We start from the raw sequence: 24,737 nt of genomic DNA, 5'->3' as shown, positions 1-24,737 counted from the left end.
GAACCGTCCGTCCTGGGCTTGTCGAGCCGAAGGTGACCGCAGGTTAACGGCAGGCGGTACGCGCTCTCGCCGATGCTGGGACTAGCTTGGCACGAAGGGTGCGGCTTTAAAGCTCCACGCCTGCGGCAATGGCTTCCAGCTTGCGGATACGCTCCTTGAGATCCGCGACCTCGATCCGCGATGTCGCGGTGGGCGGATTGTCCTCGCGCCGCTGCTCAATCTCGCGGGATTTCAGCGCGATCCAGTCACGCCAGCCGCGCAGGGCGACCAGCGCCACGACCGTCAATCCAATTAGCGAAAACGCCGCAGTGATCATATAAAAAGCAGGTTCTTGCATCATGCTCATCCTTCCACTTCCCGGACCGGCTCACCGATCCCGCAATTTCTCGATCTCGTTTTCCAGTTCCCGGGCACCGCGATCATCGGTGGCAATTTTCTCGAGCACGGCCACGCGCTCCTTGAGATATCTGACTTCTTCCTGCAGGCGGCCAGTGTCCTGGCTCTGGGCGGCAATTTCGTTGCCATGCTGGTCTTCGACAATGCCATTCTGTGCCCGATAGCGCGTGCTCAGCACTTTCCCGATCGTTATGACGATGATGATGGCAACGACCATTTCAAACGGATTCATTTAAACTTTCCCTCCACTTTTCGCAGGCTCCGTTAGCGGCTGCGCAATTGTTCGATCTCGCTTTCCAGCTGCCGCGTGCTGTGGCCGTCGGTCGTGATCTGTTCCAGAACCGCAACGCGGTCTTTCAGATATTTAAGCTCTTCCCGCATCCGCTGTGCATCCGCGTCATTGGTCCCGGGAAACTCGCCCCGCATCTTGATCATCTTGCGCTGATGGCCGGTCCAGATGGCAAAGCCCGCTACCGCAAAGGCGCCAAATGGTATCAAAAGAGCGATTATGCCTTCCATTGTCCCTGTCCCTTCAATTCGTGCGCTTGTCGCGCAATTGCTCGATTTCCTGCGTCAGCCGGTGGCTGTCATCGGTGACGATACGCTCCACATTGGCCAGCCGGTCCTTCATCGAGCCGATTTCGGCCCGCAGTTCGGCATTTTCGTTGGTTAGCAACTTGACCCGCTCGACCGCTTCCTGGTCGGTTTTGGGATAGACCGACTTGCCCCACTGGTTTTCCAGTGGATAGCCGTTCTTGACACGCATCCAGGTGGTGGCGACCCAGCCGACAGAGATAGCGACAATGCCTACGGCCAGCATCGGGGCCAGTTCCGTGATCATGGCAACCTTGTCCGGGGACATCAGTTTTTCTCCCTTAGCGCTTCAATTTCGTCAGCCGTGCGTTTCGCCGGATCGGTGGCGATCCGTTCGAGGACCTGCAGCCGTTCCTGAAGACGGTCTATCTTGCCGACCAGCTCTGCGTTTTCGTTGGAAAGCAGTTCGATTTTCCGCTGTTCGTCCGGACCGGTCTTGCTGCTTTTACCGCCCCATTCATCTTCCAGTTCATAGCCATGTTTGGCTCTGATCCAGTTGTTGATGATCCATCCTCCATAGCTGACGGCGATGATGGCGATAACAAATTCCGGGCTGCCAAAATCCATTTTTCTTCTCCCTGTTCCGGCGTCTAGCGCAGATTTTCGATTTCGGTGGACAGCGACGTGTTCTTGCTCGTGTAATAGAGCTCCATATCAGCCAGCTTGCGGTCGATTTCCCGGAAGCGCGACTTGATATCGCGGGTGGTGCGGCGGGGTGACTGGCGCACGCCCTGCCAGAATTTCGTGTCTTCCGGATCGCTCAGATACATGCCCACCGGTTTTGGCTCGGATATTTTCGCTGCGACCCAGTAAGCCACGAGGGTCCACGGGAATGCGAAGGTGACCGTGGCAATGATCGCTGCCAGTCGGACCCAAGCAACATTTATCCCGGTATAATCGGCGATCCCGGCACAGACACCACTCCATTTTGCGCGCTGCTTGTCGAGATAGAATTTCGTGCGTGAAGAGCTCATGATGGGTGCCTTTCTTTCTTCAGAAGCTCGTCAAAATTTTCGAGCGATGGGGCCTGGTCAGATTTCGAAGCGGGCAGGGCGGATTGCCGCCAGTCGGGATTGTCCGCTGCCATGATCCGTTCGATGGTTTCCATCCGGTCATCCAGACGGCGCGCCATATGATGCAGTTCTTCCAGCAAATGTTCGTCTTCGTTGGTGATCGTTGCGGCGGTTTTCCATTTTGTCACATAGTGGAATATCAGCCAGGGCAGACCGATGAACAATGTCCCCATGACGATCGGAATGATGATGAGTTCTTCCTGCATTATGCGTCACCTTTTTTCATGGCTGCCTTCATGGCCTCCAGTTCTTCATCGACCTTGTCGCTGGATTCGAGCGCAGCGATCTGGTTCTCCAGGCTCTGTGGTTCGCCACCCATGCCAAGCGCGTCTGCGCGGCCTTCGGCAAAATCAACCTGGCGTTCGAGATATTCGAAACGGGAGAAGGCATCGTGGACCTTTTCGCCATTATACATTTCGCGAAGCTTCACGCGGTTTTCTGCGCTTTCCAGCCGGTTTACCAGGCTGCTCTGGCGCGAGCGGGCTTCCTGCAGCTTCTTCTGCAATTTGGCAATGTCACCTTCGGATGACCGAAGCGCGTCGTCGAGAGTCTGGATTTCGGCTTTCAGCTGGTCGGCCATGTCGGCGGCCTTGCGCTTTTCGACGAGGGCTGCCTTGGCCAGATCCTCGCGATCCTTCGACAGCGCGAGCTGGGCTTTCTCGCTCCAGTCCTCGGTCAGATGGTCGAGCTTGTCGATATGACGGCGCATTTCCTTCTGGTCGGCAATGGTGCGCGCGGCAGAGGCGCGAACTTCGACCAGGGTTTCTTCCATCTCGAGGATGATCATCCGGATCATTTTCGACGGGTCTTCGGCCTTGTCCAGCATGTCTGTGACGTTGGCGGCGATAATGTCGCGCGTTCTAGAAAAAATACCTGCCATGTACATACTCCGGTTAGGTCTGCGGTTGGGTTTGAACTTGTTGGAACCTTCGCCCCGTTCCTGTTCTACATCAACCTGATGAATTTCAAAAGGTGGCCGGGACCTCACTTCGACAAGGGGGAAAGAAGGGGACCCGGCCATTTTGTCTGTCACGCCCGATAACCCATGTTAACGAAGCTGACAGCGGGGGACTCTTTCTGGTTTTTAACCATGGTGCCTTCGGCCTGTGCCGGTCCGACGGCGCTGATCAAGATCATCGTGCTGAAAAGCAGGATCGAGATAATCGCGGAAATATCGGTGCGGCTGATTTTGTTCAGGGCTGGCATGGTGTTCTCCAGTAGATGTGTTGCGTATATGAAACCAGCATTGCAGAAGCCGTGCCAACTTACATAAAGCTCTGATATAAAAGGATAAAATTATTTTCTCCAGGCTGCGTGCATAGTATTAATTGCTATTTAGTGGGATTTTCCACTATATCTTGGCCATGGAAAGAGAAGGTCAATTTGTCGGCGAATCGGGTGCTTTTCTCGACGCCGTGGAAAAAGCCAGCCGGGCGGCGCCGCTCGACCGGCCGGTGCTGGTGGTCGGTGAGCGCGGGACCGGCAAGGAACTGATTGCAGAGCGTCTGCACCGGCTCAGCATGCGATGGGACGGGCCGTTTGTAACGCTCAATTGCGCCGCGATGCCGGAAACGCTGATTGAAGCGGAGCTGTTCGGCCATGAAGCGGGTGCCTTCACCGGCGCGACCAAGGCGCGGGTCGGGCGATTTGAAGAGGCCGACGGCGGTACCCTTTTTCTCGATGAACTGGGGACCCTGTCCACCGGCGCGCAGGAACGGTTGTTGCGCGCGGTGGAATATGGCGAAATCACGCGGATCGGATCGTCACGGCCGCAGCGGGTCGATGTCCGCATCGTCGCCGCGACCAATGCCAATCTGCCAAAAATGGCGGAGGAAAACACATTCAGGGCCGATCTTCTCGACCGTTTGTCGTTCGAGGTCGTCACCTTGCCACCGCTCCGCGTTCGGGAGGGCGATATTCCAGTGCTGGCCGACTATTTCGGCCGCCGGATGGCCGCCGAACTGGAATGGCCGTCCTGGCCGGGCTTCGGGCGTCTCGCGTTGGAGGCGCTAAACCGGCACGAATGGCCCGGGAATGTCCGCGAATTGCGCAATGTGATCGAACGCGCCGTCTACCAGTGGAATGACCACTGCAGTCCGGTTGACCATGTCGTGTTCGATCCGTTTGAATCGCCATGGAAGCCCCGGGAAATGCAAACCGCGCCAAAAAGCGAACCGGCCGCGGAGCCAATGACGGAAGCAGTGCCGGCGCAGGCCGAAACCGCTGCCACAGATCTGGCCTTCGACGGGGTCGACGACATGAAGGCGGCGGTCGAGGCTTTCGAGAAACGGATATTGGAGGCCGCGCTCGCCAGATCTCGCTATAACCAGCGGCAGACCGCCAAGGCGCTCAATCTGACCTATGACCAGTTGCGCCATTCGTTGAAGCGCCACGACCTTCTGGGGACATAAAAAAGGGGGCTCTCGGGCCCCCTTTTTCATGCTTCCAAATCTTCCAATTTCATCCGGCGTTGGCGTTTACCATCGTGTAGAACATGGGCAGCGACAGCAGCACGTTGGTGCGCGATGCCATCAGTGCAACCTTGCCCGCTGCGGCTTTCTCGTCTGCCGTCGCTTCGACAATGCCGAGAACTTTTTTCTGCTTCGGCCAGATGATGAACCAGACATTGGCCGCCATCACGATGGCGATCCACATGCCCACACCGATCAGCGTGAAAGGCTGCTGCAGCGTCATTGCCTGATGGACCCAGCCGCTGGCCCATGCGACATAGAGACCGGTGACCACGGTAAGCAGGGCAGCCCAGCGGAAATAAAACAAGACTTTCGGCGCGATATGCTTGCCGACAGCAGGCTTCAGTTCATCCGGAATGGTCGGCATCAGCGGCACCTGAACAAAGTTCAGATAGTAAAGCAGGCCGATCCACAGCACACCGAAGAACAGGTGTAACCAGCGGCCGATCGCATTGCCGGTGACCATATCACCGTGCAGGCCGAACATCAGCGCGATTGCCGCAATCAGACCGACAATCATCACTGCATTTAGATTTCCAAAAAATTTCGCCATTATTTCCCCCCAATGAGCTTTTTACAATTAGACTTGAACTTTATGCAAGCGCCTCGCCGATGTCACGAAAAAATGGATTTTTGGGCGCGTCAGGCGATCAGAATGATATTTACTCTTGCATCTTTTCCGCGATTCATGCGTTGAGGCACCACATCTCAAAAAAAATGGAGAAACGACAATATGGCTTTCGAACTTCCCCCGCTCCCTTATGAAAAAACCGCCTTCGGCGACCTGATCTCCGAGGACACGTTCAACTATCACCATGGCAAGCATCACAACGCCTATGTCAGCAAGGCCAATGACGCGATCAAGGGCACCGATCTCGAAGGCAAAAAGCTTTCGGAAGTCATCGACGCCGCTGATGGCGGCCTGTTCAACAACGCCGCTCAGGTCTGGAACCACAGTTTCTACTGGCTGTGCCTCTCGCCCGAGAAAAAGGAAATCACCGGCGAGCTGAAAGACCGGCTTGAAAGCAGCTTCGGTTCGATTGACGAATTCAAGAGCAAATTCAAGGACGAGGCTGTTGGTCATTTTGCCAGCGGCTGGGCCTGGCTGGTGCTCGACGGTGACGAGCTGAAAATCACTTCCTATCATGATGCTGACACGCCTGTTGCACATGGTGTCAAACCGGTATTGACGCTCGATGTCTGGGAACATGCCTATTATCTGGACTACCAGAATGCGCGCCCGGATTATGTCTCGGCGCTGCTCGACAATGCGATTGACTGGGACTTTGTTGCGCTGAACCTTGACGGCGACGGCGTTAGCCGCGCCGACCAGGGCTGATAGCCGATAGCAGCCGTAAAAATTTAAGCCGCGTCCTGACCGTCAGGGCGCGGCTTTTCTTCAACCGAAAAACCGTGCTTCATCAGCATCGGAATATTGGCCATCGCGAAAATGAAGGATGCGGCGGTCACGCCCCAGACCTTGATCGTCAGCCACCAGTCAAAGCTCAGTGTCGCCACCATCAGTTCGTTGACAATTGCCATGCCGGTAAAAAACAGCGCCCAGTTGCGCGACAGTTTCAGCCAGCCTTCGTCGGTCAGGCCTTCAAAGGCCGCCTGCAGCAGGCTTTTCAGCATCGCCTTGCCGCGCAGCAATCCGCCGAATAAGATGATCGCAAATCCGGCATAGATGATCGTCGGCTTGTGCTGGATGAAGCGCGGATCATTGAAATAGATGGTGAGGGCACCAAAGCCGAGGATCAGGATCGCCGACATCCACATCATCGGTGAAATCTTGCCCAGTTTCCATTTCGAGACGATCATCGCGATGACGATGGCAATCATGAAGGCGATCGTGCCATATATTGCCGAAGTGATCGGGTTGCCCACCGGGGCGCCGAATTTATAAACCAGAAAGAACACCAGCAGCGGGCCGAAATCGAGCGCAAAGCTCAGCCCTCTATGTTCTTTTGGAATTTCTTCAATTGCTGTGGCTTCGGTCATGATTCTATCCCGGCTATGGCTGCGGCCAGATCTTCGGCTTGAAAGGGACGCAGGTCCTCTATTGTTTCACCGACCCCGATGGCATGGATCGGCATTCCGAATTGTTTCGCCGCCGCCACCAGCACCCCCCCGCGGGCCGTGCCGTCGAGCTTGGTCATGATAAGACCGGTGACCTTGGCCACGTCCTGAAAGACTTCGATCTGGGACAGCGCATTCTGTCCGGTCGTGGCATCCAGTACCAACACGACATTATGCGGTGCTTCGGGATTGAGCCGGCCCAGCACGCGCCGGATCTTGTCCAGTTCGTCCATCAGCTCGCTGCGGTTCTGCAGCCGCCCGGCTGTATCGACGATTAACACGTCGATCCCGGTGGCTGTCGCCTGCTTCACGCCTTCATAGACTATGCTGGCGCTGTCGCCGCCCTGCGGTCCGCTGATAATCGGCACGCCCAGCCGTTCAGCCCAGACCTTGAGTTGCCCGATCGCGGCCGCCCGGAATGTATCGCCCGCCGCCAGCATGACGCCATAATCCTGCTCGAGAAACAGATGGGCCAGCTTGGCGATGGTTGTGGTTTTGCCCGAACCGTTGACACCGATTACCAATATGACCTGGGGGCGGGGAAAGGCATCGATTTCCAGCGGGATGGCCACCGGTTCCAGTATCGCGGTGATTTCGCGCTGGATGATTTCCTTCACCGCATGTTCGCTTAGGCCTTTTTCAAAGCGCTCCGTCGCCAGCTTTTCGCGGATAGAGGCGGCCGTAGCCGGGCCCAGATCCGACATGATCAGCGCGTCCTCGATATCGTCGAGCGTGGACTCGTCAAGCTTGGCCTTGGTCACCAGCCCGGCCAGATTCTCGGTCAGCCGGGAGGATGTCTTGCTAAATCCGCCGAACAGGCGGTCTTTCCAACTGCTATTCTCGCTCACGCTGTCACTCTACCAATCAATTGTTTCTGTTGAAGGCCGACGATATCCACCGGCACGATCCGTCCCTTGCCGATCGGCTGGTCGATCTGCACCCGTGCAAAATTTTCCGCATATCCGGCATCGCCCGACATTTCGATCAGCAGATTCTGCCGTGTCCCGACCAGCGACCGGCGCCAATCGGCGGCGCGCCTCTCTACTCTGTCGCGCAATATTTTCGCTCTTTTCCGAATAAACTGTCCATCGACCTGCGGCATCTTGGCTGCCGGCGTGCCCAGTTTTGGCGAATAGGGAAAAATATGGCCATGAACAATGTCGCATTCATCGATGATGGCCAGGCTGTTGGCGAACATGCTTTCCTCTTCGGTGGGGAAGCCGGCGATGATATCTGCGCCTATCGCAATCTCCGGCCGTTTGGCTTTCAGCCGTTCGACCAATGCAATCGCCTGTTCCCGGCTGTGCCGCCGCTTCATCCGCTTGAGGATCATATTGTCGCCCGATTGCAGCGAAAGATGCACATGAGGCATGAGCCGCGGCTCACCGGTGATCAGGTCGAACAGCCGGTCATCAATCTCGATCCCGTCGAGCGAGGAAAGCCGAAGTCTCGGCAATTCCGGTACTAGTTTCAGGACGCGCTCGATGAGCATCCCCAATGTCGGCTCTCCAGGAAGATCCGGGCCGTAGCTGGTAACGTCCACGCCGGTCAGGACGACTTCCTGAAAGCCCTGGTCAACCAGGGCCCGAACCTGATTGACAACTTCACCGGCGGGTACAGACCGGCTGTTTCCGCGGCCATAAGGAATGATGCAGAAGGTGCAGCGATGATCGCAGCCGTTCTGGATTTCCACGAAGGCCCGCGACCGGTCGGCAAAGGCGCTGACCATATGTGGCGCGGTTTCCCGGATCTGCATGATGTCGGAGACCCGGATATCCGGGCGGTTGCTTTGCAGTCCCAGCTTGAAATTGGCCGCATCATATTTGTCGGAATTGCCGACCACCGCACTGGTTTCGGGCATGTCGGCAAACATGCCAGGGTCAATCTGCGCGGCACATCCGGTGACTATGATATCCTTTTCCGGGTTTTGCTTCTTGGCCCGTCTGATAGCTTGCCGGGTTTGCCGGACCGCCTCGTTGGTAACCGCACAGCTGTTGACGATGACCAGATTGCCGCCATCGATATTGCTGGCCGCTAGATTCTGTCGCAATGTTTCGCTCTCGGCGATATTTAGCCGGCAGCCCATGCTGATCATTTCGGGTGCGTTCATGCGAACCGGTCCCAGTCTGCTTCACCGGAAAAGACATAGGTTGTCGGTCCCTGCATCTGGATATGCTCGCCTTCTTTCCAGTTGATCACCAGAGACCCGCCCGGCAGTTCCACCCGCACCGGGCTGCTAACCAGGCCGCGCCTGATAGCGGCAACAGCGGTGGCGCAAGCTCCCGTGCCACAGGCCTGCGTCAGACCCACACCGCGCTCCCAGACCCGCAAATGAAGACTCCCGTCGGTGATATGCGCGATATTGACGTTCGCCTTGTCCGGAAACAGCGGATCCACTTCAATCATCGGGCCCAGACGTTCCAGTTCGACACTATCGCTGTCATCGACAAAGAAGATGACGTGCGGATTGCCGACATTGACGCACGCAGGGTTTTGCAGATACTCCCAGCCGACCGGCATGGACAGGGTATCCATGGCATAGGCGAGGGGGACGGACTGCCACTCGAAACGGGGGGCACCCATGTCGACAATAGCGCCATCTTCTGTCGCGCTGCCGACAATGATGCCGCCTGCGGTCTCGATCCGGGTTTCATCACCGATCAACTTCGCCACGCATCGGCTGGCATTGCCACAGGCCTCGACTTCGCTGCCGTCAGCATTGTAAATCTGCATTTTTAGGTCGGCTTGATCGGAAGCGCGCAGGACGATCAGTTGATCACAGCCGATCCCGTTGTGACGATTGGCAATTGCGGCCGCTTTTGCCGGGGACAGGTCCACTTCTTTCTCGCGCGCATCGATAATGACAAAATCATTGCCCAATCCGTGCATTTTATGGAAGCGTCCTGTCGTCATGACTGGCGATTTAGGGATGCCGTTCCCGGGAGTCCAGCAATTCGGCTAGCCAATGCCGGCAGTAGCCGACTCTAGCCCGTTTTTTGGATCGATTCTTTTTGTATGGGCGAGGAGGACGGAGCGCTTTCCTGCACTTCGGTCTCATCAATGTCTCCGGCCGGCAACAGATTGCGCTCGGCCAGAATCTTCCGCGCTTCCGCAACGGTATGCGGGCGTCCGTAATACCAGCCCTGACCTTGCGCACAGCCGATGCTGCGGAGCTCGTTTTCCGTATCCTTGTCCTCAATCCCTTCCGCCGTGATTGGCAAGCCAAGGCTCTCTCCGAGGCCGTTGATCGCTTTTACGATAGCCTTGCTTTCCGGATTGTGGAGAAGGGACGATACAAAGCTGCGGTCAATTTTGATCCGGTCGAACGGCAAGGCGCGCAGGTGAGCGAGGGAGCTGTAGCCGGTCCCGAAATCGTCGAGGGCAATCTTGATGTCCTGATTCTTCAGGCTGCCGACGATGGACTGGGCGAGGCTGAGGTTTTCAAACAGCGCGCTTTCGGTGATTTCAATTTCCAGACGGCTTGACGGATAACCGGTTTCGACGAGCAACTTGACGATTTTCTGTGCCAGCCATGGATCGAGCAACTGGACCGGTGCAATATTGACCGAAAGTTTCAACGAGGCGTCCCAATTTCTGGCATATTCCAGCGCCTGGCGCATGATGCTGAGCGAGAGGTCGCCAATCATTCCGGTTTCTTCTGCAATCGGAATGAATATTTCCGGTGAAATCAGCCCCTGCGTCGGAGATTCCCAACGGGCCAGAACTTCGAAACCGGTCAATTTGCCGGTTGCGAGATCTATCTGCTGCTCGAAATAGGGAACAAATTCCCCTTTCGGTATACCCATTCGCATGCCGGTTTCCAGCAAACTTCGGGTTTGCAGTTCCTGTTCCATATTCGCGTCAAACCAGCAATGGCGGTTCCGGCCCTGCTTTTTCGAACTGTACATCGCAATGTCGGCCCGCCGCATCAGCATATCCACACCTTCCGATTCCGAATCGTAGCGGGACATGCCGATGGAAGTGGTTACTTCCAGATGCATACCATTTTCGATAATCGGTGTTGCGATAGCTTCGATCAGATCGTCGGCGATCCGTTCGACCATTTTCGGTTGTTCGGGATCAAATACAAATGCACAGGCAAATTCGTCGCCACCGAGCCGGGCCAGCAGATTATGCGGCGGCAGGACCTGCTTTATCCGATGGGCGACCTGCTTCAGTACGGCGTCGCCGGCGCTATGACCGTGCACATCGTTAATCGTTTTGAAATTGTCGAGATCGAGCATCATGAATGTGATGCTTTTGTTTTGTCGCTGTGCAAGGCTGATCATTTCCGCTGTCCTTTCGCCGATCGTGCGGCGATTGAGCAGCCCGGTCAGCGGATCTGTAACGGCAAGCGAATGGGCCAGCTGTTCGGCAGCGGCCCGTTCTTCGAGTTCTTTGGTCAGGTCCTTGTAACGGCGCCAGCCGAACAGGATCAGGGCGATGTTCAACAGAAAAGCGGGAACCAGCACATTATCGCCGGCTCTGGTCTGGCCTGTCATCGAATCGATGGCATCGGACAGGACAGTGCCGCCGGTACCGGCAAACATGAGGATCGCCAGAATAACGATGATACCGGTTACAACGTCACGCCCAATCGAGACTTTATATCCGTTTTTCATCAACCTGAGCTTCTGGTCGGCTGCTGGTCGAGCCATAGTTGTTTTCCCGCTATTGTTGGGTGGCTTTTGCCAATCAGTTCTCAATTTCTGGTTAACGGCTGTTTATATCTTTGTAATTCCGGACTTGCGATATCGCGGGAACTGCAGTAACAGGCTGCCAAATCGGGCGGTGCTTGTATCGCCAATCCAGTTTAGAGTTCGAAAAACTCACACGTCGATCAGCGAGGTTTCGCCCATCGGCGTTTTTTGCGTTGGCTGGGAAACCGGTCTTTTGAAGGAAGAAAGGCGGAGACATGTTTGATAAGTTGAGCGACCGCCTTGGTGGAGTTTTCGACAAGCTGCGCGGGCGCGGCGCCCTGCGGGAAGAAGATGTTCGCGGTGCCATGCGGGAAGTGCGGATTGCATTGCTCGAAGCCGACGTCGCGCTTCCCGTCGTCAAGGATTTCGTTGAAAAGGTCACCGAACAGGCGGTTGGCCAGTCGGTCCTCAAATCGGTCACGCCGGGTCAGCAGGTGGTCAAGATCGTCAATGACGGTATTGCCGAAATGCTGGGTTCGGAGGTCAGCGGCCTTGAACTGTCGGTCGCGCCGCCCGCCATTATCATGATGGTCGGCCTGCAGGGTTCCGGTAAAACCACCACGACGGCCAAGATCGCCAAACGGCTGAAGGACAAAGAGAACAAGAAGGTCATGATGGCCTCGCTCGATGTCAATCGTCCTGCGGCGCAGGAACAACTGGCGGTACTGGGCGAGCAGATCAATGCTGCCACCCTGCCGATCGTCGCTGGTCAGCAGCCGGTCGAGATTGCCAAGCGCGCTTTGCAGGCGGCCAAATTGCAGGGCTTCGATGTTCTGCTTCTGGATACCGCCGGACGGCTGCATGTCGATCAGCAGCTGATGGACGAGATGAAGGCGGTTTCCGACATTGCCAAGCCGCAGGAAACCCTGCTGGTGGTCGATGCACTGACTGGACAGGACGCCGTCAATGTGGCGCAGAATTTCTCCGAACAGGTCGATCTGAGCGGTGTTGTTCTGACCCGGATGGATGGCGATGCCCGCGGCGGTGCGGCGCTATCGATGCGGGCCGTCACGGGCAAGCCGATCAAATTTGTCGGTGTCGGCGAGAAAATCGATGCGCTGGAAGAATTCCACCCGGAACGGGTCGCCGGCCGGATCTTGGGCATGGGCGACGTTGTCAGCCTGGTCGAAAAGGCGGCGCAGGTCGTCGACAAGGAAGAGTCCGAAGCGCTCGCCGAGAAAATGCTCAAGGGTCAGTTCGACCTCAACGATCTCCGCTCGCAGCTCAACCAGATGACAAAAATGGGTGGCCTGGGTGCCATGGCATCAATGATGCCGGGCATGAAAAAGGCGAAAGCGGCGATGGCCGGCGGCGCGATGGACGAAAAGGTTCTGGTTCGCATGGATGCCATTATCGGGTCGATGACCAAAGAAGAGCGGAGCCGGCCAGGACTGCTCAACGCCAAGCGCAAGCGGCGGGTCGCGATCGGTTCCGGTACCACGGTGCAGGACGTCAACAAGCTGCTCAAAATGCATCAGGAAATGGCCAAGGCGATGAAGCGCATCAAGAAGATGGGCGGAATCAAGGGTCTGATGTCGATGTTTGGCGGCGGTGGCGGAGCCGCTGGCGCCGGGATGGGCGGCCAGGATGGCGGCCTCGCCGGTATGCCCGGGTTGCCCGACATGCAATCGGGCGGGCTCCCCCCTGATCTGGCAAATTTATTGAACAAGAAGAAATAGTCGTAACAATTTGAATTTTTGTATTTTTAGAAAGGTTTATTACAATGGCAGTAGCAATGAGAATGTCCCGGGGCGGTTCCAAGAAACGTCCTTATTATAAAATCGTGATCGCCGATGCCCGCGCTCCACGCGATGGCAAGTTCATCGAACGCATCGGCAGCTACAACCCACTGCTCGCAAAAGACGACGAAAAGCGTGTGGTTCTGGATACGGAGCGTGCAAAGCACTGGCTCGAAAATGGCGCACAGCCTTCCGATCGCGTTGCCCGCTTCCTTGACGCCGCCGGTCTGATGAAGCGCGAAGCGCGCAACAACCCGAACAAGGGCAAGCCAGGCGAGAAAGCCACCGAGCGGCTTGAAGAGAAAGCGGAAAAAGCCGCTGCTGCTGAAGAAGCCGCCAAGGAAGCCGCTGCGGCTCCTGCTGAAGAAGCGCCAGCCGAAGAAGCTCCCGCTGAAGAAGCTGCAGCTGAAGAAAAGTCCGAGGGTTAATCCTTGGACACGGTTGATCCGGACAAACCCGTCCCCCTTGCCGTCATCATTGGCGCGCACGGGGTGACCGGGGAAGTCCGGCTCAAGCTTTTCTGTGACAGCCTGGACAGTCTCAAGGCGCACAAGATATTCAACGGCGGCGCATTGACGCTGAAATCCGTCAAGCCCCACAAGATGGGAGCGATTGCACGGATCGCCGAAATTACCGACCGCAACGGTGCCGAGGCCGCGCGCGGCACCGAACTCACCGTCCCGCGCGCCGCTCTGCCGGCGCTGGACGAAGACGAATTCTACCATATCGACATTATTGGCCTGCGCTGCGTTTCGGACGCCGGCGAGGAACTCGGTAAAATCTTCGCCATTTATGAATTCGGCGCGGGCGATGTAATCGAGATTGAACGCGCCAGTGGCAAAAAGTTCATGGTGCCCGTGAAAGCCATCGATATGCGCCATGATCCGGCGATCGTGCTGGCGGATTTCGTCGAACCATGATGCTTATCATGATCATTCTGATGATAGCCTGTCTGTCCATCGCGATTATCGAAATTGCGAAGCGGGTGCAGCCGGATATTAACCTGGCCTGGTTGCCTTTTCTGGCTAGTCTGCCCGTTCCCGGCCTGTTTGTTCTCTACTGGCTGTTCAATTTCTGGTGGCTGCAAACGGACAATTGTCTGGATATTCAGGATTGTGGTCGCGAAGCGATAATGAGCATGTCCGTTGGTGCCGCCGTTGGCTTTTTCGGCAGTTTCTTTGTCGGTATGACAATCTCCATCCTGTGGATCAACTGGCGCAGGAAGAAGTGACCTTCAACGCGCAAATCCTGACTCTCTATCCGGACATGTTTCCCGGTCCGCTAGGCACATCGCTGGCGGGCAGGGCGCTGACAGAAGGAAAGTGGGCGCTCGACACGATCAACCCCCGCGATTTCGCTACCGACAGGCATCGCAGCGTCGATGATACGCCAGCCGGCGGCGGTGCCGGCATGGTGCTGCGGGTTGACGTCATGGCGGCTGCTGTGGACCATGCGGTTGAACGGATGAAACAAAAGGTGGCGGCACAAAACTCCGTTCGTCCTGAGCCTGTCGAAGGACCTGGTTTTCGCGCCGCCCGTACTTCGACAAACTCAGCAGGAACGGCTGGCAGAGCGCCCGCCGTTCCCATCCTGGCCATGACCCCGCGCGGAAAGCCGCTTACCCAGGCCCGTATCCGCGAAATCGTGTCCGGCCCCGGTGTCACCATTATCTGTGGCCGGTTCGAGGGATTTGACGAACGCCTGCTCGAGGGGCGGCCGATCGAAGAGATCTCCATCGGCGACTATGTCCTGTCCGGCGGAGAAATGGGCGCTCTGGTGCTTTTAGACGCTTGCATTCGGCTGCTTCCCGGGGTAATGGGCGCGTCTTCTAGCGGAGATGACGAGAGTTTCGAGCACGGAATACTCGAATATCCGCAATATACCCGACCTCAAATATGGGAAGGGCGCATTATCCCTGAAGTCTTGCGATCGGGGGATCATGCGAAAATAGCTGCTTGGCGGAAACAAAGGGCAGAGGAAGATACACGGCTAAGGCGGCCGGATTTATGGGAGCGTCACAGGGATGCTCCGGATCAGTCGCCCTCTGGTGCGCAGGAAAAAGATAAAGATAAGGAATAGGTCATGAACCTGATTCAGACATTGGAAAAAGAAGCTGTAGAAGCATTTGCAGCATCGAAAGAAGTTCCCGAATTCCGCGCTGGCGATACGCTGCGGATCGGTGTCCGCGTCGTCGAAGGCGAGCGCGTTCGTACCCAGAATTTTGAAGGTGTGTGCATTGCACGGACCAATCGCGGCATGGGCTCCAACTTCACCGTACGCAAGATGTCGTTCGGCGAAGGCGTCGAGCGTGTTTTTCCGCTATATTCCCCGAACATCGAAAGCATCACCGTGGTTCGCCGCGGTATCGTGCGTCGTGCGAAACTTTACTATCTGCGCGGGCGGACTGGTAAACGGGCCCGTATTGCGGAGCGCCGTTTGAACCAGCCTTCGAAAGGCACTGAAGCAAAATAACCAACGCTTCATAACAGTTTCAAACAGCCGGTTCTCCCCACAGGAAAACCGGCTGTTTTAATATCAGCTACAGGAAAAGTTTCATGGGTTACAAAATCGCAGTTGTTGGCGCCACCGGCAATGTCGGTCGCGAAATGCTCAACGTATTGGTCGAGCGTGAATTTCCCTATGACGAGATCGCGGCCGTCGCTTCGTCGCGTTCGCAGGGCAGCGAAATCGAAATCGGTGATACCGGCAAGATGCTCAAGGTCCAGAATATTGAACATTTCGACTTTTCCGGTTGGGATATCGCCCTGTTTGCCGCAGGGTCCGGCCCGACTAGGGAATATGCGCCCAAGGCGGCCGCCGCCGGCTGCGTGGTGATCGACAACAGTTCGCTCTATCGCATGGATCCGGACATCCCCCTGATCGTGCCGGAAGTGAACCCGGAAGCGATCAGCGGCTATACCAAGCGCAATATCATCGCCAATCCCAATTGTTCGACCGCCCAGATGGTCGTTGCGCTCAAGCCGTTGCACGATGCCGCGACGATCAAGCGCGTGGTGGTTTCCACCTATCAGTCGGTTTCCGGCGCCGGCAAGGGCGGCATGGACGAGCTGTTCGAACAGTCGCGCGCGATTTTCGTCGGCGATCCCAAGGAAAACAATGTCTTCACCAAGCAGATCGCGTTCAACGTGATCCCGCATATCGACGTATTCCTTGATGACGGCTCGACCAAGGAAGAGTGGAAAATGGTCGTCGAGACCAAGAAGATCCTCGATTCCAGGATCAAGCTGACCGCGACCTGCGTCCGCGTGCCGGTCTTTGTCGGGCATAGTGAATCGATCAACATCGAATTCGAGAACGAATTGTCCGCCAAGGACGCCCAGAAAATCCTGCGCGACGCGCCCGGCATCATGCTGGTCGATAAGCGCGAGGACGAAGGCTATGTCACGCCGGTCGAATGTGTCGGCGACGGCGCCACCTTCATCAGCCGCGTGCGCGAAGACCCGACGGTCGAAAACGGCCTGAACATCTGGTGCGTCAGTGATAATCTGCGCAAAGGCGCAGCGCTCAACGCGGTGCAGATCGCGGAATTGCTTGGCCGCAAGCATCTGAAAAAGGGCTAGTGCGCCGCACTGGCCGCTTCGGCTGAATCGACTGCCATCCGCTGGGGTTTCTTCATCAGGAACACCAGCGGAACACATAGGGCAGTGACCACCGCCATCAGCCAGAAATCACCGATATAGGCGATCATCAGCGCCTGGCGATTGACCTCTCCGTCGATCATCATCATGGCCTGTTCCCCATATTGGCCGAGCCGGCTGATGCTGGTCGGGCTGATCGGAGACAGCCGCGCTTCGGTCACATGGCCGGCCAGATCGGCGTGACTCGTCTGCCAGTTGCGGCCCAGCAAACCGACAAAGACCGCGATGCCGACCGAAGCGCCAATCGTCCGCGAAAGATTGAGCAGGCTGGCTGCATCGGTGCGCAGGGCCGGAGAAAGGGTGGAAAACCCCAATATATTCATGGTCACGAACAGCGTGCCCATGCCCAGCCCCTGAATCAAGCCGCTGGTGATCACCGGCCAGCGGTCCATCTCCATGCTCCATCCCGTCATCATCCACGCTGAATAGGAGGCGAGCGCCATGCCCGCCGCAACGACATATCGGGCGTCTACATGGGTTGCCAGTCGACTGCCGATTGCCATGCCCATGAAAACACCGATGCCGCGCGGTGCCAGGACCAGGCCGGCGTCAATCGGCGTATAATGATAGATATTCTGCAGCATCGGCGGTAACAGGGCCATGGTCGAAAACATCGCAACGCCGGCGACCATCATCAGCAGCATCGCGGTGACCAGATTGCGATCGCGGAACAGATCACGCGACAGGAACGGATTTTTGCCTGTCGCCATATGGATGGCGAATATCCACAAGGCCGCCGCGGCAATGCCGAATTCGATGATGATTTCCCAGCTCTCAAACCAGTCCTCGCCATTGCCGCGATCGAGCATCAGTTGAAACGAGGCAATGAATATTGCGAACAGGGTGAAGCCGAACAGATCAAACTTGCGCCGGGCAATCGGTCGCGACGGTAATAGCGTCCAGAGCATGACGAAGGTAATGATCCCGAGCGGGACATTGATCAGGAAAATCCATTCCCAGCTGTAGTTTTCGGTCAGATAGCCGCCGATGACCGGCCCGGTGATCGGTGCGATCATCACGCCCATACCCCATATCGCCATTGCTCTGGGGTGGTTCGTCGGCGGATTGATGTCGAGCATCACCGTTTGCGAAAGCGGCATCACAAAGGCCCCCGAGAGACCCTGCATGACCCTGTAGAACACCAGCATTTCCAGGCTGGTAGCGGTTGCACAGAGCAGGGAGGACAGCGTGAATCCGGCGATCGACCAGAGAAACAGCTTGCGTGACCCGATCCGGTCCGCGACCCAGCCGGTAATCGGAATGGCAACCGCCGAGGCCAGTATATAGCTGGTCAAAACCCAGGTTACCGTATCGAGCGTAGCGCCCAGACCCGATTGCATATGCGGCAAGGCAACATTGGCGATCGTCGAATCCAGAATTTGCATGATATTGCCGAGCATGACGGCAATGGTCAGCAGGACCCGATTGTCGACCGGCAGCGCCGCCACGTCGGGATTGTGCGCGTTCACTCGTTGCCGTTGCGCAGATCGACGGTCACTTCCGCCGAAATGCCGGCGATCAGTTGCCGTGGCGACTTGTCCAGGATCCGGATCCGAACCGGAACCCGCTGCGTGACCTTGACCCAGTTGGCATTGGCATTTTGCGCCGGCAGCACCGAGAATTCCGATCCCGTGCCTGCGCCAATGCTGTCGACACGGCCGTTGAGTTCCAGTTCCGGATAAGCATCAAAGGTGATTTTGGCCTTTTGCCCGACCTTCATTCTGGCGAGATCGGTTTCCTTGAAATTGGCTTCCACCCAGCTGTTCCTGTCATCGACGATGGAAAGCACCGGCAGTCCGGACACCATCATCTGGCCGATCTGCAACCGGTTGGACTGGGCGATCCGTCCGGAGACCGGTGCCACCACCCGTGTGCGGTCGAGGTCGAGTAAAGCCTGGTCCCGCGCGGCTCTGGCCTCTGCAACATCCGGATTCTCGCCGGGAGCGGCAGAGCCGGTCGACAGGCGCGACCGGGCTGCGACAACATCGGCCTGCGCGGATTTCAACCTGGCCCGGGCGAGATCGACTTCATGCTGGGCGGCGTCGAGCCGTGCCCGGGTGGTAAAACCCTTGGCCATCAGCGCGGCCTGCCGCTGATAGTTGGACTGGGCAAAGGCAATGTCCTGACGCGCCACTTCGATATCCACGCCGCTCACCTGATAGTCGGTGCGGAGATTCTGCACTTCGACTTGCGCGGCGGCAATGCGGGCATTGCTCTGCGCGACGGCCAGCTCAAAGGGCGCGGGATCAATCGCAAACAGCAAATCGCCGGCTGCCACCTGCTGATTCTCCTCGACCGTCACTGCCATGATTTTTCCTCCGACCTCGGGGGAAATGGAGACGATATGCTGCTGCACATAGGCATTGTCCGTGGATGCATAGCGGTCACTGGCAATCCAGTAATAGATACCCAGACTAGCCAGTAAAAGCGGCACCGACAGCATCAGCAGCCAGCGGATGACATTGTGTCCGGTCGACCGCTCCGTAGTGGGCGCTTCGGGTGAGCTTTCCGTCAACGGCGCCATGTCGATATCGGGATTGGGATTGTCAGCCACGGGCAGTCCGCTTCGCGCGCGAATCATCTTCGTCGATCGATTGCAGATTGGTGCGGAACCGTTCGAGCAAATGATACATTTTGTCCTGATCCTCGGGCGATATGTCGACAAGCGCCTCCTGCAGCAATTCTTCACCGATGGGTTGTAACTGCTCGGTCAGCGCAATGCCCTTGCTGGTGAGATATAATTTCCACGCGCGGCGGTCGGCGGGATCGGCACGGCGCTCGACCATGTCCGCTGCTTGCAGCCGGTCGACCATCCGGCAGAGGGCCATGGCATCGAGTTCCAGCATATCTGCAAGGGCGCTCTGGTTTATCCCTTCATGGCGCTGCAGCCAAGTGAGCACCCGCCATTGCGGACGGGTGATACCGATCGCCTTGGCCCTTTCGTCGAAGGTCCGTCGGATCAGTCGGGAAATATCGCCGACCAGAAATCCCATATTGTCGCTCATGCCAACCATTTTATAACATATGTTATAATAAGCAATGATTAGTTTTGAAATTTATAGAAGGCGGTCGATGATTGTGCCATATGACCGGCATGACATTGCAAGCAGACGTTTATTGGTCTTTCCGTTCGCCCTACAGCTATCTGGCTACAAGGCGCTATGTTGCCCTGACTCAGGACTATGATCTGCAGATCAACCAGCGTTTCGTCTATCCGCTGGCGATCCGGGAACCGGATTTTTTCGAGAAAAACCATCCCAACTGGCTGGGCTATACGTTTCGCGATATTTTCCGCGTGGCGCAGCATATGGGCATCCCGATGGCACCGCCGAAGCCCGATCCGATTGTGCAGGATATCGCCACGCGCAAGATTGCCGATGAACAGCCTTATATTTTCGAATTGACCCGGATGGGGCAGGCGGCGTCGCGGCGCGGCAGGGGGCTGGAATTCGCCAATGAAGTCTCTCAGCTGATCTGGGGCGGCACTGCGGGCTGGAACGAAGGCGACCATCTGGAAAAAGCCGCCGAGCGCGCCGGACTGGATCTGACCGAATTGCGCGCCGAAGCCTCAACCGAAGCAGAGGGGCTGGACGCGGAAATCGCCGAAAACCAGAAGGCGCTCGAAGCCGCAGGCCATTGGGGTGTGCCGACGCTGGTATTCGAAGACGAGCCCTTTTTCGGCCAGGACCGGATCGATCTCGCGGTCTGGCGGATGAAACAAAAGGGCCTTGCCAAGCGATGAGTGCACGTCGGTCCGGCGACCGGGCCGACCATCGCGAGAATTGGGAATGTAAAAAATGACAGCAAAAAAATGGGACTTTACGTCTTTCGACGGGGTGAAGCTCAAGATTCACGAATTGGGCGAGGGCCGTCCGGTCCTTCTGCTCCACGGGCTGTTTTCCAATGCCGAAACCAACTGGATCAAATTCGGTCATGCCGGGGCGCTGGCCGATGCCGGATTCCGAGTAATCATGCCCGATCTGCGTGCGCATGGAGAGAGCGAAGCACCGCATGATCCTGCGGCCTATCCCGATGATGTGCTGGTGCAGGACGTGCTGGCGTTGATCACGCATCTGCAATTGACCGATTATGATCTCGGCGGCTTCTCGCTGGGCGCGCGCACGACGGCCCGGCTGCTGGTGACTGGGGCAAAGCCGGGCAGGGCGATACTCGCCGGCATGGGGCTTCAGGGCCTTGCGGGATGGGAAAAGCGTCAGGCATTTTTTCAGGAGGCGATCCGGCTCAAGGACAGCGCCAAACGCGGCGATCCGCACTGGATGGCGATTCAGTTTATGAAGAGCCAGAAAATCGATCCGGAGGCAGCACGTTTGTTGCTCTCGACTTTTTCCGATATGGATCCTGCCGAGGCAGCCAGCATAGAAACCGAAACATTGGTGCTGTGCGGCAGCGAGGACCGCGACAACGGCGATCCGGAAGAACTGGCGGCGATTTTGCTCAATGGTCACCATGTCGAAATACCCGGTACCCATATGAGCAGCGTGACCAAGGCGGAAATGAACCAGGAGATGGTGCGCTTTCTGGTCGGTTAGGAGGGACGATGCCGAAACTGTATAGCTGGCGTAATTTCTGGATTTTCTGGGGTGGCGGGCTGGCGCTGTTTATCTATCTGATAGCGTCAAATGGCGCGCTTGAGACTTTGGCGGCACCCAACGGGATACTGGATCATCAGAGTGCCGCGACAGCAGATAGGGTGAACGCCATCCAGCAAAGCTGGGCGGAATCCGGCGTACTGGACCTCGCCCGATGGGCTATGATTGCCGACCTTGTCTTCATTACCCTTTATATGTCGGGTGGCATTATCGGCGGGCGGCTGATCTGGCAGCGGGCCAAATCACCCGCGCTCAAGAAAACGGGTCTGCTGTGTGTGCTTGCCTATTTCGTCTTCGGCCTGACCGACTATATCGAAACAATCAGCCAGCTGGTGCAACTGGTCAACGAACAGGGCAGCGATATCCTCGCCGGAACCGCGGCGCTGGCCAAACCGGTCAAGATCATCAGCTGGATTGTCGGGACAGTTGCCATGATTGCAGCGCTAATCTGGCGATGGCGTGAAACACGGACTTGACCGGCAGAGATTAAAGTTTCAATTCCAACCAAATCAAAACTGTTGAGGATCCATTTATGAAAACCGCCGCTTCGATCGTTGCAATTGCCACCATGGCCCTGTCTACTCCTGCTCTGGCCAAGCATCATGAAAAAGATGCCATGGAGGAAACGGCTGCACCGACAGCCGCCGATGCTGAGCAATTTGTAGCCGAGACCGAACAGAAGCTGTTTGATTTCTCGATCGACGCCGCCCGGATTTACTGGATCAACGCGAATTTCATCACCGACGACACGGACGCGCTGGCGGCCAAGGCCGGCGCAGAGGGAACGACGATGTCGGTGAACGCAGCTATCGAAGCGGCAAAATTCAACGACGTCAAAGGGCTGGATGCGGTTACGCGTCGCAAGCTCGACAAATTGCGCGGCGGGATTGTGCTGCCTGCACCGACTACGGATGGCGCCGCCACCGAATTGAACGAGATCGCGACCAAGCTGAACTCGGCCTATGGCAAGGGCAAGGGCACGCTCAACGACGAGGAAATCAACGGATCGGACATCGAAGCCGCCATGGGCACCAACCGCAACCCCGAAGAATTGGCTGAAATGTGGGAAAGCTGGCACACAAATGTCGGCGCGCCGATGAAGGATGATTATGCCCGTATGGTCGAAATCGCCAATCAAGGGGCCCAGGAACTCGGTTTTGCCGACGTCGGTGCGATGTGGCGGTCCGGCTATGACATGCCGGCCGACGATTTCGCCAAGCTGACCGACAAGCTCTGGGCGCAGGTCAAACCGTTATATGACCAGCTGCACTGCTACACGCGCGACAAGCTCAACGAAGAATATGGTGATGCGGTTCAGCCCGAAACCGGACCGATTCGCGCCGATCTGCTCGGCAATATGTGGGCCCAGGAATGGGGCAATATCTATGATATCGTGGCACCCGAAGGGGCTGGTGACATCGGTTATGATACGACCGAATTGCTGGCGGCCAATGATTATGACGCGATGAAGATGGTGAAGGCCGGCGAAGGTTTCTTCTCCTCCTTAGGTTTCGAGCCGCTGCCGGAAACATTCTACGAACGCTCGCTCTTCACCAAGCCGGCTGACCGGGAAGTCGTCTGTCACGCCAGCGCCTGGGATATCGACAACAAGGACGATATCCGGATCAAGATGTGCATCAAGGTGAATGGCGACGATTTCATCACCATCCACCACGAGCTGGGCCACAATTATTACCAGCGTGCCTATAACGAGCAGAGCTACCTGCACCTCGACGGCGCCAATGACGGTTTCCACGAGGCAATCGGTGATATGGTCGCACTATCGATCACACCGGAATATCTGGTCCAGGTTGGTTTGCTCGACGCCGAAAAGGTTCCCAGCGCGGACAAGGATGTCGGCCTGCTGTTGCGTCAGGCAATGGACAAGGTTGCGTTCCTGCCGTTTGGCCTGCTGGTCGACAAGTGGCGCTGGCAGGTGTTCTCGGGCGATATCCAGCCGGACAATTACACCCAGGCCTGGCATGATCTGAAGCTGGAATATCAGGGCATCACGCCACCGGTTGACCGGCCTGCCGATGCTTTCGATCCGGGCGCAAAATATCATATTCCCGGCAATACGCCTTATTCGCGCTATTTCCTCGCCCGGATCCTGCAGTTCCAGTTCTACAAGGCCGCCTGCGATGAAGCCGGATGGACCGGACCGCTGCACCGCTGTTCCTTCTATGGTAACGAGCAGGTCGGCGCCAAGCTGAACGCAATGCTCGAAATGGGCGCTTCCAAGCCTTGGCCCGACGCGCTGGAAGCCTTTACCGGGACGCGGGAAATGGATGGATCGGCGATGATCAGCTATTTTGCCCCGCTAATGGACTGGCTGAAGGAAGAGAATAAGGGCAAGAGTTGCGGGTGGTGAGGCCAGAATTGATGCGCATCTTGAAAATATCAGCAGCGCTGGCGGTTTCAGCACTACCCCTAGCGACCATCAATGCCCAGGTCGTGGCCAGTGATCCAGAATCCGTGGCAATGGCGGTAGGGAAAGCGGGGTATCTCGCGAAGATGCAGAACGACTCCTTTGGAGATCCGCAGATTGCGACCAAGATGAGCGGCTGGAATGTGACGATCAATTTTTACGGCTGCACGAACAATGCAGACTGTCAGTCGATACAGTTGAGTACCGGTTTCGACCGGACATCTCCAATGGACTGGAAGAAAGCCAATCACTGGAACAGCAATCGGAGATTTGGTTCGGTCTCGCTCGATGAGGACGGCGATCCCTTCCTGACTTGGGACGTGATTTTAACCGAGCCTGTCGCGCAGTCGATTTTCGCTACTGCTTTGGAAACCTATGATGAGGCCGTTGGGGATTTCGGCCTGATCGCATTTGAAGATCAGGCCGAAAAAAACAGTGAGTCAAAGGTCAAGACAGAGACCTCTGATGCTGGCGATCAAAGCTGATCGAGCATATATTCCGCGGCGCTGACCTTGAAATCGCCCGGTGCTTCGACATTCAGTTCCTCGACCACGCCGTCGTTGACGATCATCGAGAAACGCTGGCCGCGCTGGCCGAGGCCAAAGCCGGAACCGTCCATGGTCAGGCCGACCGCCTGGGCAAAATCGCCATTGCCGTCTGCCAGCATGGTGACATCTTCTGAACCGGCTGCATCATTCCATGCGCCCATGACAAAAGCGTCATTGACGGCGGTACAGGCAATTTCGTCGACGCCCTTGGCTTTCAGGTCTGCTGCTTTCTCGACATAGCCGGGAAGATGTTTGGCGGAGCAAGTCGGTGTGAACGCGCCGGGGACGGAAAATAGCGCCACTTTTTTGCCGGCGAAATATTCGCTGGAGCTGATCTGCTGCGGGCCTTCTGCGGTTGCCTTGACCAGTTTTACGTCGGGAATCTTGTCGCCTTTGTTAATCATGTCTTGCTCCTGGTTTTGATATTCTCGAGAACGCGT

At 56.9% G+C, this 24,737-nt stretch carries 33 protein-coding genes; 14 read left to right on the top strand and 19 right to left on the bottom strand.

All coding sequences use genetic code 11. The features are described from left to right. Positions 1 to 106 precede the first annotated feature (106 nt). The 9 genes from SPHFLASMR4Y_RS04340 to SPHFLASMR4Y_RS17030 all read right to left on the bottom strand — a co-directional run bounded on the left by SPHFLASMR4Y_RS04340 (position 107) and on the right by SPHFLASMR4Y_RS17030 (position 3,269). Positions 107 to 337, bottom strand: a complete 231-nt coding sequence (locus tag SPHFLASMR4Y_RS04340; protein ID WP_089134678.1) for a hypothetical protein — start codon at positions 335 to 337, stop codon at positions 107 to 109. A gap of 30 nt (positions 338 to 367) precedes the next feature. Next, a complete protein-coding gene (locus SPHFLASMR4Y_RS04335; protein WP_089132464.1) occupies positions 368 to 628 on the bottom strand; it encodes a hypothetical protein in 261 nt (86 codons plus the stop codon). Between the two features lie 32 nt (positions 629 to 660). Further along, positions 661 to 915: a hypothetical protein gene (locus SPHFLASMR4Y_RS04330; protein WP_089132463.1), complete on the bottom strand. Its 255-nt coding sequence runs from the start codon at positions 913 to 915 to the stop codon at positions 661 to 663. Positions 916 to 928: 13 nt separating this feature from the next. Next, positions 929 to 1,258: a hypothetical protein gene (locus SPHFLASMR4Y_RS04325; RefSeq protein WP_186266042.1), complete on the bottom strand. Its 330-nt coding sequence runs from the start codon at positions 1,256 to 1,258 to the stop codon at positions 929 to 931. Then, positions 1,258 to 1,557, bottom strand: coding sequence for a hypothetical protein (locus SPHFLASMR4Y_RS04320; RefSeq protein ID WP_089132462.1), 300 nt, complete (start codon positions 1,555 to 1,557; stop codon positions 1,258 to 1,260). Before SPHFLASMR4Y_RS04320 ends, SPHFLASMR4Y_RS04325 begins: the two co-directional genes overlap by 1 nt. A gap of 23 nt (positions 1,558 to 1,580) precedes the next feature. Beyond that, positions 1,581 to 1,964: an envelope stress response membrane protein PspC gene (gene pspC / locus SPHFLASMR4Y_RS04315; protein ID WP_089132461.1), complete on the bottom strand. Its 384-nt coding sequence runs from the start codon at positions 1,962 to 1,964 to the stop codon at positions 1,581 to 1,583. Next, the gene (pspB, locus tag SPHFLASMR4Y_RS04310; RefSeq protein WP_089132460.1) at positions 1,961 to 2,269 is read right to left on the bottom strand and encodes an envelope stress response membrane protein PspB; all 309 of its coding nucleotides are present in this window, start codon (positions 2,267 to 2,269) and stop codon (positions 1,961 to 1,963) included. The genes pspC and pspB overlap by 4 nt, the downstream gene beginning before the upstream one ends. Next, positions 2,269 to 2,943: a phage shock protein PspA gene (gene pspA, locus SPHFLASMR4Y_RS04305; RefSeq protein ID WP_089132459.1), complete on the bottom strand. Its 675-nt coding sequence runs from the start codon at positions 2,941 to 2,943 to the stop codon at positions 2,269 to 2,271. Before pspA ends, pspB begins: the two co-directional genes overlap by 1 nt. Positions 2,944 to 3,092: 149 nt before the next feature. Further along, entirely contained in the window at positions 3,093 to 3,269 is a 177-nt protein-coding gene (locus tag SPHFLASMR4Y_RS17030) for a hypothetical protein (protein ID WP_186266041.1), read from the bottom strand. Positions 3,270 to 3,427: 158 nt separating this feature from the next. On the opposite strand from SPHFLASMR4Y_RS17030, the gene pspF reads away from it, so the two are divergent. Next, positions 3,428 to 4,474: a phage shock protein operon transcriptional activator gene (pspF, locus tag SPHFLASMR4Y_RS04300; protein ID WP_089132458.1), complete on the top strand. Its 1,047-nt coding sequence runs from the start codon at positions 3,428 to 3,430 to the stop codon at positions 4,472 to 4,474. 49 nt (positions 4,475 to 4,523) lie between these two features. Here the strand turns inward: pspF and SPHFLASMR4Y_RS04295 are convergent, their stop codons facing one another. Next, the gene (locus tag SPHFLASMR4Y_RS04295; protein ID WP_089132457.1) at positions 4,524 to 5,087 is read right to left on the bottom strand and encodes a urate hydroxylase PuuD; all 564 of its coding nucleotides are present in this window, start codon (positions 5,085 to 5,087) and stop codon (positions 4,524 to 4,526) included. A 180-nt stretch (positions 5,088 to 5,267) separates the two neighbouring features. Between SPHFLASMR4Y_RS04295 and SPHFLASMR4Y_RS04290 the strand changes: the two genes are divergently transcribed. Next, positions 5,268 to 5,873 carry a superoxide dismutase gene (locus SPHFLASMR4Y_RS04290; RefSeq protein WP_089132456.1) on the top strand — a complete coding sequence of 202 codons (606 nt, stop codon included), beginning with the start codon at positions 5,268 to 5,270 and terminating at the stop codon, positions 5,871 to 5,873. 23 nt (positions 5,874 to 5,896) lie between these two features. On the opposite strand, the gene ispZ is transcribed toward SPHFLASMR4Y_RS04290, so the two are convergent. The 5 genes from ispZ to SPHFLASMR4Y_RS04265 form a co-directional block, all read right to left on the bottom strand. Continuing rightward, complete coding sequence (gene ispZ / locus SPHFLASMR4Y_RS04285) at positions 5,897 to 6,535, bottom strand: septation protein IspZ (RefSeq protein ID WP_089132455.1); 639 nt, start codon at positions 6,533 to 6,535, stop codon at positions 5,897 to 5,899. Then, a complete protein-coding gene (ftsY, locus tag SPHFLASMR4Y_RS04280) occupies positions 6,532 to 7,461 on the bottom strand; it encodes a signal recognition particle-docking protein FtsY (protein WP_089132454.1) in 930 nt (309 codons plus the stop codon). Before ftsY ends, ispZ begins: the two co-directional genes overlap by 4 nt. After that, entirely contained in the window at positions 7,458 to 8,723 is a 1,266-nt protein-coding gene (mtaB, locus tag SPHFLASMR4Y_RS04275; protein ID WP_089132453.1) for a tRNA (N(6)-L-threonylcarbamoyladenosine(37)-C(2))-methylthiotransferase MtaB, read from the bottom strand. Before mtaB ends, ftsY begins: the two co-directional genes overlap by 4 nt. Beyond that, the gene (gene dapF / locus SPHFLASMR4Y_RS04270) at positions 8,720 to 9,502 is read right to left on the bottom strand and encodes a diaminopimelate epimerase (RefSeq protein ID WP_222102951.1); all 783 of its coding nucleotides are present in this window, start codon (positions 9,500 to 9,502) and stop codon (positions 8,720 to 8,722) included. Before dapF ends, mtaB begins: the two co-directional genes overlap by 4 nt. 95 nt (positions 9,503 to 9,597) lie before the next feature. Next, positions 9,598 to 11,271: a putative bifunctional diguanylate cyclase/phosphodiesterase gene (locus SPHFLASMR4Y_RS04265; protein WP_260807071.1), complete on the bottom strand. Its 1,674-nt coding sequence runs from the start codon at positions 11,269 to 11,271 to the stop codon at positions 9,598 to 9,600. A gap of 257 nt (positions 11,272 to 11,528) precedes the next feature. Here SPHFLASMR4Y_RS04265 and ffh point away from each other — a divergent pair, with 257 nt between their 5' ends. The 7 genes from ffh (at position 11,529) to SPHFLASMR4Y_RS04230 (ending at position 16,633) form a co-directional block, all read left to right on the top strand. Next, the gene (ffh, locus tag SPHFLASMR4Y_RS04260; RefSeq protein WP_089132451.1) at positions 11,529 to 12,992 is read left to right on the top strand and encodes a signal recognition particle protein; all 1,464 of its coding nucleotides are present in this window, start codon (positions 11,529 to 11,531) and stop codon (positions 12,990 to 12,992) included. Positions 12,993 to 13,036: 44 nt separating this feature from the next. Continuing rightward, a complete protein-coding gene (rpsP, locus tag SPHFLASMR4Y_RS04255; protein WP_089132450.1) occupies positions 13,037 to 13,480 on the top strand; it encodes a 30S ribosomal protein S16 in 444 nt (147 codons plus the stop codon). Between the two features lie 3 nt (positions 13,481 to 13,483). After that, positions 13,484 to 13,972, top strand: coding sequence for a ribosome maturation factor RimM (rimM, locus tag SPHFLASMR4Y_RS04250; RefSeq protein ID WP_089132449.1), 489 nt, complete (start codon positions 13,484 to 13,486; stop codon positions 13,970 to 13,972). Further along, positions 13,969 to 14,283, top strand: a complete 315-nt coding sequence (locus tag SPHFLASMR4Y_RS04245; protein ID WP_089132448.1) for a hypothetical protein — start codon at positions 13,969 to 13,971, stop codon at positions 14,281 to 14,283. The genes rimM and SPHFLASMR4Y_RS04245 overlap by 4 nt, the downstream gene beginning before the upstream one ends. Next, on the top strand, positions 14,280 to 15,131 hold the full coding sequence (gene trmD / locus SPHFLASMR4Y_RS04240; protein ID WP_089132447.1) for a tRNA (guanosine(37)-N1)-methyltransferase TrmD: 852 nt from the start codon (positions 14,280 to 14,282) through the stop codon (positions 15,129 to 15,131). Before SPHFLASMR4Y_RS04245 ends, trmD begins: the two co-directional genes overlap by 4 nt. A 3-nt stretch (positions 15,132 to 15,134) precedes the next feature. Next, complete coding sequence (gene rplS / locus SPHFLASMR4Y_RS04235) at positions 15,135 to 15,524, top strand: 50S ribosomal protein L19 (protein ID WP_089132446.1); 390 nt, start codon at positions 15,135 to 15,137, stop codon at positions 15,522 to 15,524. An 83-nt stretch (positions 15,525 to 15,607) separates the two neighbouring features. Continuing rightward, positions 15,608 to 16,633: an aspartate-semialdehyde dehydrogenase gene (locus tag SPHFLASMR4Y_RS04230; RefSeq protein WP_089132445.1), complete on the top strand. Its 1,026-nt coding sequence runs from the start codon at positions 15,608 to 15,610 to the stop codon at positions 16,631 to 16,633. Here the strand turns inward: SPHFLASMR4Y_RS04230 and SPHFLASMR4Y_RS04225 are convergent. Genes SPHFLASMR4Y_RS04225 through SPHFLASMR4Y_RS04215 form a run of 3 tightly spaced genes read right to left on the bottom strand, consistent with a single transcriptional unit; the run spans position 16,630 to position 19,716 of the window. After that, positions 16,630 to 18,180, bottom strand: coding sequence for a DHA2 family efflux MFS transporter permease subunit (locus SPHFLASMR4Y_RS04225; RefSeq protein ID WP_260807070.1), 1,551 nt, complete (start codon positions 18,178 to 18,180; stop codon positions 16,630 to 16,632). The two genes, SPHFLASMR4Y_RS04230 and SPHFLASMR4Y_RS04225, sit on opposite strands and share 4 nt — an antisense overlap. Further along, complete coding sequence (locus tag SPHFLASMR4Y_RS04220; protein WP_260807069.1) at positions 18,177 to 19,265, bottom strand: HlyD family secretion protein; 1,089 nt, start codon at positions 19,263 to 19,265, stop codon at positions 18,177 to 18,179. Before SPHFLASMR4Y_RS04220 ends, SPHFLASMR4Y_RS04225 begins: the two co-directional genes overlap by 4 nt. Then, positions 19,258 to 19,716, bottom strand: a complete 459-nt coding sequence (locus SPHFLASMR4Y_RS04215; protein ID WP_089134673.1) for a MarR family winged helix-turn-helix transcriptional regulator — start codon at positions 19,714 to 19,716, stop codon at positions 19,258 to 19,260. Before SPHFLASMR4Y_RS04215 ends, SPHFLASMR4Y_RS04220 begins: the two co-directional genes overlap by 8 nt. An 89-nt stretch (positions 19,717 to 19,805) precedes the next feature. Here SPHFLASMR4Y_RS04215 and SPHFLASMR4Y_RS04210 point away from each other — a divergent pair, with 89 nt between their 5' ends. The 5 genes from SPHFLASMR4Y_RS04210 to SPHFLASMR4Y_RS04190 all read left to right on the top strand — a co-directional run bounded on the left by SPHFLASMR4Y_RS04210 (position 19,806) and on the right by SPHFLASMR4Y_RS04190 (position 24,234). Further along, complete coding sequence (locus SPHFLASMR4Y_RS04210) at positions 19,806 to 20,453, top strand: 2-hydroxychromene-2-carboxylate isomerase (RefSeq protein ID WP_089134672.1); 648 nt, start codon at positions 19,806 to 19,808, stop codon at positions 20,451 to 20,453. A 55-nt stretch (positions 20,454 to 20,508) separates the two neighbouring features. Further along, positions 20,509 to 21,261 (top strand): alpha/beta fold hydrolase, encoded by a 753-nt coding sequence (locus tag SPHFLASMR4Y_RS04205; protein WP_089132444.1) that lies wholly within the window; start codon positions 20,509 to 20,511, stop codon positions 21,259 to 21,261. A gap of 8 nt (positions 21,262 to 21,269) precedes the next feature. Continuing rightward, complete coding sequence (locus SPHFLASMR4Y_RS04200; protein WP_089132443.1) at positions 21,270 to 21,797, top strand: hypothetical protein; 528 nt, start codon at positions 21,270 to 21,272, stop codon at positions 21,795 to 21,797. A 92-nt stretch (positions 21,798 to 21,889) separates the two neighbouring features. After that, the gene (locus tag SPHFLASMR4Y_RS04195) at positions 21,890 to 23,692 is read left to right on the top strand and encodes a M2 family metallopeptidase (RefSeq protein WP_409928908.1); all 1,803 of its coding nucleotides are present in this window, start codon (positions 21,890 to 21,892) and stop codon (positions 23,690 to 23,692) included. Between the two features lie 11 nt (positions 23,693 to 23,703). After that, positions 23,704 to 24,234 (top strand): YbjN domain-containing protein, encoded by a 531-nt coding sequence (locus tag SPHFLASMR4Y_RS04190; protein ID WP_089132441.1) that lies wholly within the window; start codon positions 23,704 to 23,706, stop codon positions 24,232 to 24,234. Here the strand turns inward: SPHFLASMR4Y_RS04190 and SPHFLASMR4Y_RS04185 are convergent. After that, positions 24,225 to 24,701, bottom strand: coding sequence for a peroxiredoxin (locus SPHFLASMR4Y_RS04185; RefSeq protein WP_089132440.1), 477 nt, complete (start codon positions 24,699 to 24,701; stop codon positions 24,225 to 24,227). The genes SPHFLASMR4Y_RS04190 and SPHFLASMR4Y_RS04185 overlap by 10 nt on opposite strands. Positions 24,702 to 24,737 lie beyond the last annotated feature (36 nt).

The sequence above is a fragment of the Sphingorhabdus sp. SMR4y genome (genome assembly GCF_002218195.1).
In the GTDB taxonomy this organism is placed as follows: domain Bacteria; phylum Pseudomonadota; class Alphaproteobacteria; order Sphingomonadales; family Sphingomonadaceae; genus Parasphingorhabdus.
The sequence above is the reverse complement of the archived record's forward strand: the minus strand, read 5'-3'. Positions and strand labels throughout refer to the sequence as shown.

Excerpts from the sequence above, each read along its gene's own strand:
- rplS (WP_089132446.1), top strand. The coding sequence starts at position 15,135 with ATGAACCTGATTCAGACATTGGAAAAAGAAGCTGTAGAAGCATTTGCA.
- pspA (WP_089132459.1), bottom strand. The coding sequence starts at position 2,943 with ATGGCAGGTATTTTTTCTAGAACGCGCGACATTATCGCCGCCAACGTC.
- SPHFLASMR4Y_RS04265 (WP_260807071.1), bottom strand. The coding sequence starts at position 11,271 with ATGGCTCGACCAGCAGCCGACCAGAAGCTCAGGTTGATGAAAAACGGA.
- SPHFLASMR4Y_RS04200 (WP_089132443.1), top strand. The coding sequence starts at position 21,270 with ATGCCGAAACTGTATAGCTGGCGTAATTTCTGGATTTTCTGGGGTGGC.
- SPHFLASMR4Y_RS04185 (WP_089132440.1), bottom strand. The coding sequence starts at position 24,701 with ATGATTAACAAAGGCGACAAGATTCCCGACGTAAAACTGGTCAAGGCA.
- rpsP (WP_089132450.1), top strand. The coding sequence starts at position 13,037 with ATGGCAGTAGCAATGAGAATGTCCCGGGGCGGTTCCAAGAAACGTCCT.
- SPHFLASMR4Y_RS17030 (WP_186266041.1), bottom strand. The coding sequence starts at position 3,269 with ATGCCAGCCCTGAACAAAATCAGCCGCACCGATATTTCCGCGATTATC.
- ffh (WP_089132451.1), top strand. The coding sequence starts at position 11,529 with ATGTTTGATAAGTTGAGCGACCGCCTTGGTGGAGTTTTCGACAAGCTG.
- pspB (WP_089132460.1), bottom strand. The coding sequence starts at position 2,269 with ATGCAGGAAGAACTCATCATCATTCCGATCGTCATGGGGACATTGTTC.
- SPHFLASMR4Y_RS04210 (WP_089134672.1), top strand. The coding sequence starts at position 19,806 with ATGACATTGCAAGCAGACGTTTATTGGTCTTTCCGTTCGCCCTACAGC.
- SPHFLASMR4Y_RS04215 (WP_089134673.1), bottom strand. The coding sequence starts at position 19,716 with ATGAGCGACAATATGGGATTTCTGGTCGGCGATATTTCCCGACTGATC.
- ispZ (WP_089132455.1), bottom strand. The coding sequence starts at position 6,535 with ATGACCGAAGCCACAGCAATTGAAGAAATTCCAAAAGAACATAGAGGG.
- mtaB (WP_089132453.1), bottom strand. The coding sequence starts at position 8,723 with ATGAACGCACCCGAAATGATCAGCATGGGCTGCCGGCTAAATATCGCC.
- SPHFLASMR4Y_RS04245 (WP_089132448.1), top strand. The coding sequence starts at position 13,969 with ATGATGCTTATCATGATCATTCTGATGATAGCCTGTCTGTCCATCGCG.
- SPHFLASMR4Y_RS04195 (WP_409928908.1), top strand. The coding sequence starts at position 21,890 with ATGGCCCTGTCTACTCCTGCTCTGGCCAAGCATCATGAAAAAGATGCC.
- SPHFLASMR4Y_RS04190 (WP_089132441.1), top strand. The coding sequence starts at position 23,704 with ATGCGCATCTTGAAAATATCAGCAGCGCTGGCGGTTTCAGCACTACCC.
- SPHFLASMR4Y_RS04205 (WP_089132444.1), top strand. The coding sequence starts at position 20,509 with ATGACAGCAAAAAAATGGGACTTTACGTCTTTCGACGGGGTGAAGCTC.
- SPHFLASMR4Y_RS04230 (WP_089132445.1), top strand. The coding sequence starts at position 15,608 with ATGGGTTACAAAATCGCAGTTGTTGGCGCCACCGGCAATGTCGGTCGC.
- SPHFLASMR4Y_RS04335 (WP_089132464.1), bottom strand. The coding sequence starts at position 628 with ATGAATCCGTTTGAAATGGTCGTTGCCATCATCATCGTCATAACGATC.
- pspC (WP_089132461.1), bottom strand. The coding sequence starts at position 1,964 with ATGAGCTCTTCACGCACGAAATTCTATCTCGACAAGCAGCGCGCAAAA.
- SPHFLASMR4Y_RS04325 (WP_186266042.1), bottom strand. The coding sequence starts at position 1,258 with ATGTCCCCGGACAAGGTTGCCATGATCACGGAACTGGCCCCGATGCTG.
- SPHFLASMR4Y_RS04330 (WP_089132463.1), bottom strand. The coding sequence starts at position 915 with ATGGAAGGCATAATCGCTCTTTTGATACCATTTGGCGCCTTTGCGGTA.
- SPHFLASMR4Y_RS04320 (WP_089132462.1), bottom strand. The coding sequence starts at position 1,557 with ATGGATTTTGGCAGCCCGGAATTTGTTATCGCCATCATCGCCGTCAGC.
- pspF (WP_089132458.1), top strand. The coding sequence starts at position 3,428 with ATGGAAAGAGAAGGTCAATTTGTCGGCGAATCGGGTGCTTTTCTCGAC.
- SPHFLASMR4Y_RS04295 (WP_089132457.1), bottom strand. The coding sequence starts at position 5,087 with ATGGCGAAATTTTTTGGAAATCTAAATGCAGTGATGATTGTCGGTCTG.
- dapF (WP_222102951.1), bottom strand. The coding sequence starts at position 9,502 with ATGCACGGATTGGGCAATGATTTTGTCATTATCGATGCGCGCGAGAAA.
- SPHFLASMR4Y_RS04340 (WP_089134678.1), bottom strand. The coding sequence starts at position 337 with ATGCAAGAACCTGCTTTTTATATGATCACTGCGGCGTTTTCGCTAATT.
- SPHFLASMR4Y_RS04290 (WP_089132456.1), top strand. The coding sequence starts at position 5,268 with ATGGCTTTCGAACTTCCCCCGCTCCCTTATGAAAAAACCGCCTTCGGC.